This is a genomic window from Dokdonella soli, from assembly GCF_039523175.1.
Classification (GTDB): Bacteria; Pseudomonadota; Gammaproteobacteria; order Xanthomonadales; family Rhodanobacteraceae; genus Dokdonella_A; species Dokdonella_A soli.
Genome location: NZ_BAAAEU010000001.1, coordinates 469,805 through 482,586, shown reverse-complemented (window position 1 = coordinate 482,586; position 12,782 = coordinate 469,805). Strand labels below are relative to the sequence as shown.

26 protein-coding genes are annotated in these 12,782 nt (G+C 63.3%); 25 read left to right on the top strand and 1 reads right to left on the bottom strand.

Translation table 11 applies throughout. The features are described from left to right. Window positions 1-479, bottom strand: a 479-nt coding sequence (locus ABD002_RS02310; protein WP_343786711.1) for a hypothetical protein, incomplete at its 3' end; no start/stop codon positions are given. A 49-nt stretch (window positions 480-528) separates the two neighbouring features. Between ABD002_RS02310 and rpsJ the strand changes: the two genes are divergently transcribed. The 25 genes from rpsJ to rpsD all read left to right on the top strand — a co-directional run bounded on the left by rpsJ (window position 529) and on the right by rpsD (window position 12,766). Further along, window positions 529-840, top strand: a complete 312-nt coding sequence (gene rpsJ / locus ABD002_RS02305) for a 30S ribosomal protein S10 (protein WP_343786709.1) — start codon at window positions 529-531, stop codon at window positions 838-840. Between the two features lie 26 nt (window positions 841-866). Then, window positions 867-1,511, top strand: coding sequence for a 50S ribosomal protein L3 (rplC, locus tag ABD002_RS02300; RefSeq protein ID WP_343786707.1), 645 nt, complete (start codon window positions 867-869; stop codon window positions 1,509-1,511). A 10-nt stretch (window positions 1,512-1,521) separates the two neighbouring features. Further along, on the top strand, window positions 1,522-2,124 hold the full coding sequence (gene rplD / locus ABD002_RS02295; RefSeq protein ID WP_343786706.1) for a 50S ribosomal protein L4: 603 nt from the start codon (window positions 1,522-1,524) through the stop codon (window positions 2,122-2,124). Continuing rightward, window positions 2,121-2,411 (top strand): 50S ribosomal protein L23, encoded by a 291-nt coding sequence (gene rplW, locus ABD002_RS02290; protein ID WP_343786704.1) that lies wholly within the window; start codon window positions 2,121-2,123, stop codon window positions 2,409-2,411. The genes rplD and rplW overlap by 4 nt, the downstream gene beginning before the upstream one ends. Before the next feature lie 49 nt (window positions 2,412-2,460). Then, the gene (gene rplB, locus ABD002_RS02285; RefSeq protein WP_343786702.1) at window positions 2,461-3,288 is read left to right on the top strand and encodes a 50S ribosomal protein L2; all 828 of its coding nucleotides are present in this window, start codon (window positions 2,461-2,463) and stop codon (window positions 3,286-3,288) included. A gap of 9 nt (window positions 3,289-3,297) precedes the next feature. Beyond that, the gene (gene rpsS, locus ABD002_RS02280; RefSeq protein WP_343786700.1) at window positions 3,298-3,582 is read left to right on the top strand and encodes a 30S ribosomal protein S19; all 285 of its coding nucleotides are present in this window, start codon (window positions 3,298-3,300) and stop codon (window positions 3,580-3,582) included. Window positions 3,583-3,593: 11 nt separating this feature from the next. After that, a complete protein-coding gene (gene rplV, locus ABD002_RS02275) occupies window positions 3,594-3,923 on the top strand; it encodes a 50S ribosomal protein L22 (RefSeq protein WP_343786698.1) in 330 nt (109 codons plus the stop codon). An 18-nt stretch (window positions 3,924-3,941) separates the two neighbouring features. Further along, a complete protein-coding gene (gene rpsC / locus ABD002_RS02270; protein WP_343786696.1) occupies window positions 3,942-4,649 on the top strand; it encodes a 30S ribosomal protein S3 in 708 nt (235 codons plus the stop codon). Between the two features lie 3 nt (window positions 4,650-4,652). Further along, window positions 4,653-5,066: a 50S ribosomal protein L16 gene (gene rplP / locus ABD002_RS02265; RefSeq protein ID WP_343786694.1), complete on the top strand. Its 414-nt coding sequence runs from the start codon at window positions 4,653-4,655 to the stop codon at window positions 5,064-5,066. Next, window positions 5,066-5,266 (top strand): 50S ribosomal protein L29, encoded by a 201-nt coding sequence (gene rpmC / locus ABD002_RS02260; RefSeq protein WP_343786692.1) that lies wholly within the window; start codon window positions 5,066-5,068, stop codon window positions 5,264-5,266. The genes rplP and rpmC overlap by 1 nt, the downstream gene beginning before the upstream one ends. Continuing rightward, window positions 5,263-5,526: a 30S ribosomal protein S17 gene (gene rpsQ, locus ABD002_RS02255; RefSeq protein ID WP_343786690.1), complete on the top strand. Its 264-nt coding sequence runs from the start codon at window positions 5,263-5,265 to the stop codon at window positions 5,524-5,526. Before rpmC ends, rpsQ begins: the two co-directional genes overlap by 4 nt. Window positions 5,527-5,554: 28 nt before the next feature. Continuing rightward, window positions 5,555-5,923 (top strand): 50S ribosomal protein L14, encoded by a 369-nt coding sequence (gene rplN, locus ABD002_RS02250; protein ID WP_343786688.1) that lies wholly within the window; start codon window positions 5,555-5,557, stop codon window positions 5,921-5,923. Window positions 5,924-5,936: 13 nt separating this feature from the next. Then, window positions 5,937-6,251, top strand: coding sequence for a 50S ribosomal protein L24 (rplX, locus tag ABD002_RS02245; RefSeq protein WP_343786686.1), 315 nt, complete (start codon window positions 5,937-5,939; stop codon window positions 6,249-6,251). An 11-nt stretch (window positions 6,252-6,262) separates the two neighbouring features. Continuing rightward, window positions 6,263-6,805, top strand: a complete 543-nt coding sequence (rplE, locus tag ABD002_RS02240; protein WP_343786684.1) for a 50S ribosomal protein L5 — start codon at window positions 6,263-6,265, stop codon at window positions 6,803-6,805. Window positions 6,806-6,839: 34 nt separating this feature from the next. Continuing rightward, complete coding sequence (gene rpsN / locus ABD002_RS02235; RefSeq protein WP_343786682.1) at window positions 6,840-7,145, top strand: 30S ribosomal protein S14; 306 nt, start codon at window positions 6,840-6,842, stop codon at window positions 7,143-7,145. A 68-nt stretch (window positions 7,146-7,213) separates the two neighbouring features. Further along, a complete protein-coding gene (gene rpsH, locus ABD002_RS02230; RefSeq protein WP_343786680.1) occupies window positions 7,214-7,609 on the top strand; it encodes a 30S ribosomal protein S8 in 396 nt (131 codons plus the stop codon). A gap of 16 nt (window positions 7,610-7,625) precedes the next feature. Continuing rightward, window positions 7,626-8,153 carry a 50S ribosomal protein L6 gene (gene rplF, locus ABD002_RS02225; protein ID WP_343786678.1) on the top strand — a complete coding sequence of 176 codons (528 nt, stop codon included), beginning with the start codon at window positions 7,626-7,628 and terminating at the stop codon, window positions 8,151-8,153. Window positions 8,154-8,247: 94 nt separating this feature from the next. Continuing rightward, window positions 8,248-8,601 (top strand): 50S ribosomal protein L18, encoded by a 354-nt coding sequence (gene rplR / locus ABD002_RS02220; protein ID WP_343786676.1) that lies wholly within the window; start codon window positions 8,248-8,250, stop codon window positions 8,599-8,601. Between the two features lie 108 nt (window positions 8,602-8,709). After that, window positions 8,710-9,222, top strand: a complete 513-nt coding sequence (gene rpsE / locus ABD002_RS02215) for a 30S ribosomal protein S5 (RefSeq protein WP_343786674.1) — start codon at window positions 8,710-8,712, stop codon at window positions 9,220-9,222. After that, entirely contained in the window at window positions 9,215-9,421 is a 207-nt protein-coding gene (gene rpmD / locus ABD002_RS02210; RefSeq protein ID WP_343786672.1) for a 50S ribosomal protein L30, read from the top strand. Before rpsE ends, rpmD begins: the two co-directional genes overlap by 8 nt. 66 nt (window positions 9,422-9,487) lie before the next feature. Beyond that, window positions 9,488-9,922, top strand: a complete 435-nt coding sequence (gene rplO / locus ABD002_RS02205; RefSeq protein WP_343786670.1) for a 50S ribosomal protein L15 — start codon at window positions 9,488-9,490, stop codon at window positions 9,920-9,922. 4 nt (window positions 9,923-9,926) lie between these two features. Then, window positions 9,927-11,240: a preprotein translocase subunit SecY gene (gene secY, locus ABD002_RS02200; RefSeq protein ID WP_343786668.1), complete on the top strand. Its 1,314-nt coding sequence runs from the start codon at window positions 9,927-9,929 to the stop codon at window positions 11,238-11,240. Window positions 11,241-11,352: 112 nt separating this feature from the next. After that, window positions 11,353-11,709 carry a 30S ribosomal protein S13 gene (gene rpsM, locus ABD002_RS02195; RefSeq protein WP_343786666.1) on the top strand — a complete coding sequence of 119 codons (357 nt, stop codon included), beginning with the start codon at window positions 11,353-11,355 and terminating at the stop codon, window positions 11,707-11,709. Between the two features lie 18 nt (window positions 11,710-11,727). Further along, window positions 11,728-12,120 (top strand): 30S ribosomal protein S11, encoded by a 393-nt coding sequence (gene rpsK, locus ABD002_RS02190; RefSeq protein WP_343786664.1) that lies wholly within the window; start codon window positions 11,728-11,730, stop codon window positions 12,118-12,120. Between the two features lie 13 nt (window positions 12,121-12,133). Next, entirely contained in the window at window positions 12,134-12,766 is a 633-nt protein-coding gene (rpsD, locus tag ABD002_RS02185; protein ID WP_343786662.1) for a 30S ribosomal protein S4, read from the top strand. Window positions 12,767-12,782 lie beyond the last annotated feature (16 nt).

Genomic DNA, 12,782 nt, shown 5'->3' with positions numbered 1-12,782 from the left:
TTCGCGATCCGCGAAGGCGGCCGCACCGTCGGCGCGGGCGTGGTGGCGAAGATCATCCAGTAACGCTCAAGCGACGCTGGCTGTTTTTTAGGCTTCACTTCTGCGCTTTTTCGTACTATAGTAGGCGACTCACTGCCGGCCCGGTGGCAATGCGGGGCGGCGAAGACAGCGAAATGAGGCGCAGGAAGCGCTTCGAGTTCGCCGACATGGAATGTCGACCGCGTCGGTCGCGGTCGCAAAGCCTCAACCGCTTTGTCGATATGCGTGCTGATCGCGATGGGTTTTCCGAGTTTGGGCGAGCCGGCAGCGGCCCGCCCATTCTTTCGTAGTTCCGGTGGTGCGGTTTCGGTACGACGCGGATCCACGGCGCCGGCATCAAGAAACCGCAGAGGCAAGCCGGGCTCGAGCGCCGGGTGCACGACGGCAGATGTGACAAGTGGCGGGCGATCCTTCGGTTTGGGTTCGCGGGCGGGGTTCAAGAAATCCCGCTGTCGAAGAATCAACGTTCTTTCAGATTAGGAAACGGCAATGGCGGACCAGAAGATTCGTATTCGGCTCAAGGCCTTCGATCATCGCTTGATTGATCGTTCGGCGAGCGAAATCGTCGAGACGGCGAAGCGCACCGGCGCACAGGTTCGCGGTCCGATTCCGCTGCCGACCAAGATCGAGCGCGTCACCATCCTGGTATCGCCGCACGCCGACAAGGACGCGCGCGACCAGTATGAAACGCGGATTCACAAGCGCGTGATGGACATCGTCGACCCGAATGACAAGACCGTGGACGCGCTGATGAAGCTCGACCTGGCGGCCGGCGTCGACGTTCAGATCAAGTTGCACTGAAATACGCAAGTTAACGGGATACGACGATGAGTATCGGGTTGGTAGGTCGTAAATGCGGCATGAGCCGCGTCTTCACCGAGGATGGTCGTTCGGTGCCGGTGACGCTGATCGAAGCGACGCCGAACCGCGTGACGCAAGTGAAGACGGTCGAAGTCGATGGTTACAGCGCGATCCAGGTCACCGCTGGCGCGAAGCGCGCGGCGCTGGTCAACAAGCCGCTGGCCGGGCACTACGCGAAGGCGAAGGTCGAGGCCGGTCGTGGTCTGTGGGAATTCCGCGTCGAAGCCGGTGAACTCGGCAAGTTCGCGGTCGGTGGCGAGCTGAAGGCGGACGAAGTGTTCGCGGTCGGCCAGAAGGTCGATGTCGCCGGCGTCAGCAAGGGCAAGGGCTTCCAGGGCACGATCAAGCGCCATCATTTCTCGATGGGTGACGCGACGCACGGCAACTCGCTGTCGCATCGTTCGCCGGGCTCGATCGGTCAGCGTCAGACCCCGGGCCGCGTGTTTCCGGGCAAGAAGATGGCCGGTCACATGGGCAACGTGAACCGTTCGGCGATGAACCTCGAGGTCGTCAAGATCGACACCGAGCGTCATCTGATCGCGATCAAGGGTGCGGTTCCGGGTGCTCCGGGCGGCAACGTGATCATCCGTCCCGCCGTGAAGACGAAGTAAGGAGGACGCCATGGAACTCAACGTCATTGGCGCCAAGCCCGTCGCCGTCTCCGAGGCGGTGTTCGGCAAGGAATTCCGCGAAGACCTCGTGCATCAGGTCGTCGTCGCCTACCGCAACGCGGGGCGCGCCGGAACCAAGAAGCAGAAGTCGCGTTCGGAAGTGAACGGCACGACCAAGAAGTCGAAGAAGCAGAAGGGCGGCGGTGCGCGTCATGGCGCGCTGACGGCTCCGATCTTCGTCGGCGGTGGTGTCACGTTCGCTGCGCGTCCGCGCAGCTTCGCGCAGAAGATCAACCGCAAGATGTTCCGCGGCGCGATGGTTTCGATCCTGTCGGAACTGAATCGCCAGGGCCGCATCTCGCTGGTGGAATCGTTCGGTGTCGAACAGCCGAAGACCAAGCTCATGGCCGCCAAGCTCGATGAGCTGAAGGCAACGGGCCGCGTCGTGCTGGTTGCCGAGAACGCGCCGGAAGCTCTGTTCCTCGCTGCGCGCAACGTACCTTATCTGCACGTTGTCGACGTCGCCGCGCTGGATCCGGTCAGCCTGGTCGGCGCCGACAATGTCGTGATGACCGTCGAATCGCTCAAGCGCATCGAGGAGTGGCTGGCATGAACGAGCGTCTTCTGGGCGTCCTGCGCGCGCCGCACATCTCCGAAAAGAGTGCGCGTCTGCAGGAAACCAACCAATACGTGTTCGAGGTTGCACAGACCGCGACCAAGGCCGACGTCAAGGCGGCCGTGGAAGGACTGTTCAGCGTCGAAGTGCAGTCGGTAAACCTGGTCAACCTGAAAGGAAAGGCCCGGGCATTCCGCAACCGCGCTGGCACGCGCAGCAACAAGCGCAAGGCTTATGTGCGACTCGCCGATGGCCAGACCATCGACGTGACGGCCAAGGCCTAAGGTGGATGTGGGCGCCGTTGGCGTCCATGGAAATCAGGAAAAAAACATCATGGCACTGATTACAGTAAAACCCACCTCAGCCGGACGTCGCGCCGTTGTGCGCGTGGTCACGCCTGGACTTCACAAGGGCGCACCCTACGCGCCGTTGACCGAGTCGCAGTCGAAGACCGGCGGCCGCAACCATTACGGCCGCATCACCACGCGGCACAAGGGCGGCGGTTCGAAGCAGAACTACCGCATCATCGATTTCAAGCGTGACAAGGAAGGCATTGCCTGCCGCGTCGAGCGTATCGAGTACGATCCGAACCGCACCGCACATATCGCGCTGCTGCTGTTTGTCGACGGTGAGCGTCGCTACATCATCGCGCCGAAGGGTGCGAAGGTCGGCGACCAGCTGATGGCGGGCCACGACGCGCCGATCAAGGTCGGCAACTCGCTGCCGCTGCGCAATATCCCGATCGGCTCGACGGTGCATTGCATCGAGATGAAGCCGGGCAAAGGTGCGCAGATCGCACGTTCCGCCGGCGCATCGGCGCAGCTGGTCGCGCGTGAGCAGGGTTACGCAACGCTGCGCCTTCGCTCCGGCGAAATGCGCAAGGTGCCGGCCGAGTGCCGCGCGACGATCGGCGAAGTCGGCAACTCCGAGCACAATCTGGAGAAGCTGGGCAAGGCCGGTGCGAGCCGCTGGCGCGGTGTGCGCCCGACGGTGCGCGGCGCCGCGATGAACCCGGTCGACCATCCGCACGGTGGTGGTGAGGCCAAGGCCGGCCAGGGCAACCCGCATCCGGTGTCCCCGTGGGGCATGCCGACCAAGGGTTACAAGACTCGCAAGAACAAGCGCACGACGCAGTTCATCGTCCGCGATCGCAGGGGTTGATAGAGAGCCATGGCACGTTCCCTCAAGAAAGGACCGTTCGTCGACCACCACCTGCAGAAGAAGGTGGAAGTCGCGAGTGCGGCAAACAACAAGCGCCCGATCAAGACCTGGTCGCGTCGCTCGATGATCATTCCTGAAATGGTCGGCCTGACCCTCGCGATCCACAACGGTCGCCAGCACGTTCCCGTGCTGGTCAACGAGAACATGGTCGGCCACAAGCTCGGCGAGTTCGCGGTCACGCGAACCTTCAAGGGCCATTCGGGCGACAAGAAGGCCGCTGAGGCCAAGAAGTGACGGTGAGCACGATGGAAGCCAAAGCGATCCTGCGCAGCGCGCGCATCTCCCCGCAGAAAGCCCGTCTGGTCGCTGACCAGGTGCGCGGTCTGCCGGTCGGACGGGCCACGAACCTGCTGCAGTTCAGCGACAAGAAGGCGGCGCACCTGATCAAGAAGGTGCTGCTGTCGGCAGTCGCGAACGCCGAGAACAATCTCGGTGCGGATGTGGACGAACTGAAAGTCGCCCGCATCTTCGTCGACGAGGGCGCCATCCTGAAGCGCATGCATGCACGCGCCAAGGGCCGCGGCTCCCGCATCTCCAAGCGCACCAGCCACATCACCGTGGTTGTTGGCGAATAAGGCACAGGGACTGACACGATGGGTCATAAAGTTCATCCCACTGGTATCCGCCTTGGCATCAGCAAGGATTGGAACTCGAAGTGGTTCGCGGGCAAGCGCGAATATGCTCAGTATCTCGGTGCTGACCTGAAGGTGCGTGAGCTCCTCAAGAAGAAGCTCGCCCAGGCAGGCATCTCGAAGATCCTGATCGAGCGTCCGGCCAAGACCGCGCGCGTGACGATCCACACGGCTCGTCCGGGTGTCGTCATCGGCAAGAAGGGCGAGGACATCGAGAAGCTGCGCAAGGAAGTCTCCGCGGTGATGGGCGTTCCCGCCCACATCAACGTGACCGAGGTGCGCAAGCCCGAGCTCGACGCGCAGCTGGTTGCCGAGTCGATCGCGCAGCAGCTGGAGCGCCGCATCATGTTCCGTCGCGCAATGAAGCGCTCGGTGCAGAACGCGATGCGTCTCGGTGCGCTCGGCATCAAGGTCAACGTCGGCGGTCGTCTGAACGGCGCCGAGATCGCGCGTTCGGAGTGGTACCGCGAAGGTCGCGTGCCGCTGCACACGCTGCGTGCCGACATCGACTACGGCTTCGCCGAGGCGAAGACCACGTATGGAATCATCGGTGTGAAGGTGTGGGTCTACAAGGGTGAGATCTTCGACCTGCATGCCTCACAGCAGGCAGCGACGGCCGAAGCCGCGGAAGAACGTCCGCAGCGCCGCGCGCCGAAGGCGGGAGCGTAAGTCATGCTGCAACCCAAACGCACCAAGTACCGCAAGGTCCAGAAGGCCCGCAACCGCGGTCTGGCCTATGTCTCGAACAAGGTGAGCTTCGGCGAGTTCGGCCTGCGTGCAACCACGCATGGCCACCTCACCGCACGCCAGATCGAGGCCGCGCGCCGCTGCATCACGCGCTATGTGAAGCGCGGCGGCAAGTTGTGGATCCGCGTGTTCCCGGACAAGCCGATCTCGAAGAAGCCGATCGAAGTCCGCATGGGCAACGGCAAGGGCAACGTCGAGTTCTGGGTCGCTCCGGTGCAGCCGGGTCGCATGTTGTATGAAATCGAGGGCATCGCCGAGATCGAGGCACGCGAGGCGTTCCGCCTGGCCGCCGCGAAGCTGTCGGTGCAGACCCAATTCGTGGCCCGGACGGTGCTGTGATGGAATTGAAAGAACTCAGCCAGAAGAACGAGCAGCAGCTCAACGAACATCTCGGCGAACTGCGCCGCGAACAGTTCAACCTGCGCATGCAGAAGGGTTCCGGCCAGCTCACACAGACCCATCAGTTCGGCCGCGTCCGCCGCGAGATCGCGCAGGTCAAGCACCTGCTCGGCGCGAAGAAAGCAGGGACAGTGAAATGAGCGACAACGAGAAAACGCAGCGTACCCTCGAAGGGCGCGTCGTCAGCAACAAGATGACCAAGACGGTAACCGTCCTGCTCGAGCGCCAGGTGCAGCATGCGCTGTACGGCAAGATCATCCGCCGCTCGACCAAGGTCCATGCGCACGACGAGGCCGGCGAGTGCAAGGAAGGCGACGTCGTCCGCATCGCGGAATGCCGTCCGCTGTCGAAAACCAAGAACTGGCGCGTCGTGAAAGTCGTCACGCGCGCTGAAGCCTGAGCGTGGAAGAGCGGAAGGAGAAGGCGACATGATCCAGATGCAGACCACGCTGGCCGCGGCGGACAACAGCGGCGCACGTGAACTGATGTGCATCAAGGTGCTGGGTGGTTCCAAGCGCCGTTATGCGCGGATCGGTGACGTGATCAAGGTTTCCGTGCGCGAAGCGATTCCGCGCGGCAAGGTGAAGAAGGGCGAAGTCTACGACGCCGTCGTCGTGCGCACCCGCAAGGGCGTGCGCCGCGCGGATGGCTCGCTGATCCGCTTCGACGGCAACGCCGCCGTCCTCCTGAACAACAAGCTCGAGCCGATCGGCACCCGTATCTTCGGACCGGTCACGCGCGAACTGCGCAGCGAACGCTTCATGAAGATCGTTTCGCTGGCGCCGGAAGTTTTGTAACGAGGTTGATGTCATGAACCGTATCCGCAAAGGCGACCAGGTCCTGGTGATCGCCGGCAAGAACAAGGGTCAGAAGGGCGAGGTGACGCGCGTCGCGGGTGAATCCGTGTTCGTGCAGAACATCAACCTCATCAAGCGCCACACCAAGCCGAATCCGCAGGCGAACCAGCCCGGCGGCATCGTCGAGCGTGAGGCTGCGATCCATATTTCCAACGTAATGCTGTTCAACACCGCCACCGGCAAGGGTGAGCGCGTGGGCTACAAGACGCTCGATGATGGGCGCAAGGTCCGCGTGTTCCGCCCCTCCGGCGAAGTGATTGACGCCTGAGGTCCGCCGCGATGACGACGCGTCTTGAAAAGTTCTACAAAGAGCAGGTCACGCCGAAGCTGACCGAGCGCTTCAAGTACACCAACCCGATGCAGGTGCCGCGCCTCTCGAAGATCACGCTGAACATGGGCGTGGGCGAGGCCGTGGGCAACAAGAAGATCCTGGAGAACGCGGTGGCCGACATGGCGAAGATCGCCGGTCAGAAGCCGATCGTTACCCTGTCGCGCAAGGCGCATGCCACGTTCAAGATCCGCGAGAACTGGCCGATCGGCTGCAAGGTCACCTTGCGCCGTGCGCGCATGTACGAATTCTTCGATCGCCTGATCAACATCTCGCTGCCGCGCGTGCGTGACTTCCGCGGCATCTCGGGCCGTTCGTTCGACGGCCGTGGCAACTTCAACATGGGTCTCAAGGAACAGATCATCTTCCCTGAGATCGATTTCGACCAGATCGATGCGCTGCGCGGCATGGACATCGCGATCACGACGACCGCGCGCACCGACGAGGAAGCCAAGGCACTGCTGGAAGCGTTCAGCTTCCCGTTCCGTAACTGATTGCGTGCGATCCCAATCCCGCAAGGAATAAGAAATGGCAAAGCGTTCCATGATCAACCGCGAAGTCAAGCGGACCAAGCTCGTCAAGCAGCACGGCGCCAAGCGTGCAGAGCTGAGGAAGATCGTCAGCAGCACGACGGCTTCGTATGACGAAAAGGCCGCCGCGGCGGTCAAGCTGCAGAAACTGCCGCGTGATTCGAGCCCGTCGCGCCAGCGCAATCGCTGCGCGTTGACCGGCCGTTCGCGCGGTGTCTACAGCAAGTTCGGCCTCGGCCGTCACAAGCTGCGCGAAGCGACCATGCGCGGCGACGTGCCGGGCCTGCGCAAGGCCAGCTGGTAACACAACCCAATCTTCGGAGTCCTGCCCACGCGGGATTCCTGGATATCGATGCTAGAAGGAATTGAACCATGAGCATGACTGATCCCATCGCCGACATGTTTACGCGCATCCGCAATGCGCAGGCCACGGGCAAGCGTTCCGTGGCGATGCCGGCGTCGCGCGTCAAGCACGCGATCGCGAACCTGCTGAAGGACGAGGGCTATGTCGCCGACGTCCAGACCAGCAGCGCCGAGGGCAAGCCGAAACTCGAGATCGCCCTCAAGTACCACGAAGGCAAGCCGGTCATCGAGCGCATCGAGCGCGTCAGCCGCTCGGGCCTGCGTGTGTACCGCGGCAAGGACGATCTGCCGAAGATCCTCAACGGTCTCGGTATTTCCATCGTGTCCACCTCGTCCGGGATCATGACCGACGCGCAGGCCCGCAAGAAGGGTCTGGGCGGCGAAGTCATCGGTCTGGTTGCCTGATCAGGGAGACTGAAACATGTCACGCGTAGCCAAGAAACCCATTGCCCTGCCGAAGGGTGTCGAGTGCCAGGTCAAGACCGACGCGATCACCGTGAAGGGCCCGAAGGGCACCCTCGCGATCGCGGCGCCGGCCGGTGTCGAAGTCGCCATCGATGGCGGCGAAATCAAGTTGAGTGCGAAGAACCCGGGCGACAACAAGATGGCCGGTACCGCGCGCGCCCTGATCAACAACATGGTCAAGGGTGTCAGCGAAGGGTATGCGCGCAAGCTCGAGCTGGTTGGCGTCGGCTATCGCGCCGCGCTGCAGGGCAAGGACCTGAACCTGACGCTCGGTTTTTCGCACCCGGTCATGTTCAAGGCGCCGGAAGGCATCACGATCGAAGTGCCGGTGCAGACCGAGATCCTGGTCAAGGGTGCCGACAAGCAGCGCGTCGGCGAAGTCGCTGCGAAGATCCGCGCGTTCCGTCCGCCGGAGCCCTACAAGGGCAAGGGCGTGCGTTACTCGGGTGAGAAGATCACGTTGAAGGAAGCCAAGAAGGCGTAAGTACGCTATCCCTGCGTGTGGAAGCGGCCATCCCTGGCCGCACTCTTCACAAAGGCAGCCAAACCTAGCCGATCCGCTTCTTCGGAGAACTACAGTGGAAAAGAACATCGCAAGACTCCGCCGCGCCAAGACCACGCGTGCGCACATCCGTTCGCTCGGCGTGCCGCGCCTGAGCGTGCATCGCAGTGGCCAGCACATCTACGCGCAGGTGTTCAGCGCGAATGGCGACAAGGTCATTGCGGCCGCCTCGACGGTGCAGAAGTCCGTCGCCGAAGGCCTCAACGGCACCAAGAACAGGTCGGCCGCGGCCGCGGTCGGCAAGACGGTCGCCGAGCTCGCCTTGAAGGCGGGCATCGAGAAGGTCGCGTTCGACCGCTCGGGCTACCGCTACCACGGTCGCATCCAGGCGCTCGCGGAAGCGGCGCGCGAGGCGGGATTGAAGTTCTAAGGCCGTATTGGCCCTGGGCATTTGACTGTCGACAGATTCAACACAACTCCAAGCGGCATCGCCGCAAGCAGAAGTCCGCACCCTCCGGGGCGGCACGAAAGGTGAAACATGGCGAACAGCAACGAACGTGAAAACAGCGACGGCTTCCTCGAGAAGCTGATCGCCGTGAACCGCGTGGCGAAGACCGTCAAGGGCGGCCGCCAGATGAGCTTCACGGCGCTGACCGTGGTTGGCGACGGCGATGGCCGCGTCGGCTTTGGCTACGGCAAGGCACGCGAAGTGCCGGTCGCGATCTCGAAGGCGATGGAGCGTGCGCGCAAGGGCATGGTCAAGATCCAGCTCAACAATGGCACGCTGTTCCATGCGGTCAAGGCGAATCATGGCGCGGCCAAGGTCTTCATGCAGCCCGCATCGGAAGGTACCGGCGTGATCGCCGGTGGCGCGATGCGCGCGGTGCTCGAAGTCGTGGGCGTGAAGAACGTTCTCGCCAAGGCAGTGGGTTCGCGCAATCCGATCAACCTGGTCCGCGCGACGATCAACGGCCTGCAGGCGATGGTGTCGCCGGAGCGCATCGCTTCCAAGCGCGGCAAGACGGTCGATGAGGTGCTCGGCAATGGCTAAGACCAAGACGAACGCAAGCAAGACGATCCGTGTGCGCCTGTTCAAGAGCATCAACGGATGCCAGGAGCGCCATCGCATCAGCGTGCGCGCACTCGGCCTGCGCAAGCTCAACGACGTGCGCGAACTGACGGATTCTCCGTCGGTGCGCGGCCTGATCAACCAGGTCAGCTACCTGGTCCGCGTCGAAGAAAGCGCCTAACGCGTCGCGGGCATTGAACCACGGGTTCAGTGCCCGAAAATGAAGAATCATTCTGGAGTCGATTCCATGCGTCTCAATACACTCAAGCCTGCCGAAGGCGCCCGCAAGGACCGTGTCCGCGTCGGTCGCGGCATCGGCTCGGGCCTCGGCAAGACCGCGGGCCGCGGCCACAAGGGCCAGTTCGCGCGCTCCGGCAAGGGCAAGGTCAAGGCCGGTTTCGAAGGCGGCCAGATGCCGCTGCAGCGTCGCCTGCCGAAGGTCGGCTTCCGCTCGAAGAAGGCCGGCGAAGTCAGCGAAGTGCTGCTGTACCAGCTCGATTCGCTGAAGGCCGATGTCGTCGATTTCGACGCACTGAAGGCCGCCGGCCTGATCGAGACGCGCGCCGTGCGCGCCAAGATCGTCAAGAAGGGCGAGATCAAGCGCGCCCTCAAGCTCAAGGGCGTCGCCGTGACCGCAGGCGCCAAGGCGGCCATCGAGGCTGCCGGCGGCAGCGTGGAGTAGGCGCGTGGCGTCTTCGCAGTCCAACCCGCTCGCTTCACTCGGCAAGCTGACCGAGCTCAAGCAGCGTCTGCTGTTCGTGGTCGGCGCGCTGGTCGTGTACCGGCTCGGCTCGTTCATTCCGTTGCCGGGCGTCAATCCGGAGCGGATGGCGGAGCTGCTGGGCAAGGCAGGTGGTCTGCTGGACATGTTCAACATGTTCTCGGGCGGTGCGTTGAGCCGCATGTCGATATTCGCACTGGGCGTGATTCCGTACATCTCGGCGTCGATCATCGTGCAGATGTTTGCGACGGTGGTGCCGAGCTGGCAGGCGCTGCGCAAGGAAGGCGAATCGGGTCGGCGCAAGCTGACCACCTACACGCGCATCGGTACGCTGGCGCTGGCCATCTTCCAGTCGTTCGGTGTCGCGACCATGCTGCAGCTCCAGGCCGGCATCGTCTATGCGCCGGGCCCGAGCTTCGTGTTGACGACGATGGTCGGCCTGACCGCCGGTACGATGTTCCTGATGTGGCTGGGCGAGCAGATCACCGAGCGCGGCATCGGAAACGGTATCTCGCTGCTGATCTTCGCCGGCATCGTCGCCGGTCTGCCGGCCGCTGTCGTGCATACGCTGGGCATGGCACAGACCGGTGAGATGCCGATCCTGCGCGTGCTGATCGTTTTTGCGCTGGTGCTCGCGGTGACCGCGTTCGTGGTGTTCATGGAGCGCGGCCAGCGCCGCATCACCGTGAACTATGCGCGGCGCCAGGGTGGTGCCGGCAAGGCGTACATGAACCAGAGCTCGCATCTGCCGCTGAAGATCAACATGTCGGGCGTGATTCCGCCGATCTTCGCGTCGTCGCTGCTGATGTTCCCGGCGACCGCGGCGACCTGGTTCAACAACTCGAGCGAGATCCACTGGCTGCAGGTGCTGACCGCCTCGCTGGGGCCGGGAGAGCCGCTGCACATGCTGATCTACGCGCTCCTGATCATCATTTTCGCGTATTTCTACACGGCGCTGACGTTCAATTCGCAGGAAACCGCGGACAACCTGAAGCGCTCCGGCGCGCTGATTCCGGGCCTGCGCCCGGGCAAGGCGACCGCCGATTATATCGACGGCGTGCTGACCCGCCTGACCGGCGCCGGCGCGCTGTACCTGGTCGCGGTCTGCCTGGTGCCCGACCTGCTGCGCAACGCGTGGCACGTGCCGTTCTATTTCGGCGGCACGTCCCTGCTGATCGTGGTGGTCGTGGTCATGGACTTCACCGCCCAGGTCCAGGCACACCTGGTCTCGCATCAGTACGAAAGTCTGCTCAAGAAGGCGAACCTGCGCGGCCGTTGAGCTCAAGAAGTCACAATCCGGAGTGGTGCGGCGAGGGGTTTCCCGGCTGCGACAATCCGGATATAATGTCAAGTTCCCTGCGCACTTAAGTAGTATTTGGAGATCATCAAGCATGGCACGCATTGCGGGTGTCAATCTGCCGGTTCAGAAGCATGTCGTGATCGGCCTGCAGAGCATTTTCGGCGTCGGCCGTTCGCGGTCGAAGAAAGTCTGCGCGGCTGCGGGCGTGAATCCGGCCGCCAAGATCAAGGACCTGACCGAGGCCGAAGTCGACAAGCTGCGCCATGAGATCGCCAAGTTCGGCGTCGAAGGCGATCTGCGTCGCGAAGTCGGCATGTCGATCAAGCGTCTGATCGACCTCGGCACCTATCGCGGCCTGCGCCACCGCCGCGGCCTGCCGCTGCGCGGCCAGCGCACTCGCACCAACGCGCGCACCCGCAAGGGCCCGCGTCGCGCCATCAAGAAATAACGAGGACACCCCGGACCCATGAACAAGCCGGTTGCAGTCAAGGCTAAGAAGAAGACCAAGCGCGTGGTGACGGATGCCGTCGCCCATGTGCAGGCTTCGTTCAACAACACCGTGGTCACGATCACCGACCGTCAGGGCAACGCGCTTTCCTGGGCGACTGCCGGCGGCGCGGGTTTCCGTGGCTCGCGCAAGTCGACGCCGTTCGCGGCGCAGGTCGCCGCCGACAAGGCTGCGCGCGCTGCCGCCGACTACGGCGTGAAGACCGTGGAAGTGCGCATCAAGGGCCCCGGCCCGGGTCGCGAATCCGCCGTGCGCTCGCTGAACAACGCGGGCTTCAAGGTAACCAACATCATCGACGTGACGCCGATTCCGCACAACGGATGCCGTCCGCCGAAGAAGCGTCGCGTGTAAGGGAGGCAAGAGAATGGCTCGTTACATCGGACCCACCTGCAAGCTCGCGCGCCGCGAAGGCGCCGACCTCAGCCTCAAGAGCCCCGCGCGCGCGATCGATTCGAAGTGCAAGCTGGAGCAGAAGCCCGGCCAGCACGGCGCTGCCGGCGCCAAGCGCGGTCGCCTGTCGGATTACGGCGTACAGCTGCGTGAGAAGCAGAAGGTCAAGCGCATCTACGGCCTGCTCGAGCGTCAGTTCCGCTCGTACTACCAGAAGGCCTCGGGCCAGAAGGGCAACACCGGTGAAAACCTGTTGCGCATGCTGGAATCGCGCCTGGACAACATCGTCTACCGCATGGGCTTCGCCGTGACCCGCGCCGGTGCGCGCCAGCTGGTCTCGCACGCCGCGGTCCGCGTCAATGGCAAGAAGGTGAACCTGCCGTCATACCAGGTGCGCCCCGGTGACGAGATCGCGTTGAGCGAGCGCGCCAAGAGCCAGCTGCGCGTGCAGGAATCGCTGACCGTGTCGCAGGAGATGGACTTGGTGCCGTCGTGGATCGAAGTCGACGCGAAGAAGGCGAGCGGCCTGCTCAAGGCGCTGCCGGAGCGCTCCGATCTGCCGTCGGACATCAACGAAAGCCTGATCATCGAGCTGTACTCGAAGTAAGAAAACCCGTTGCATC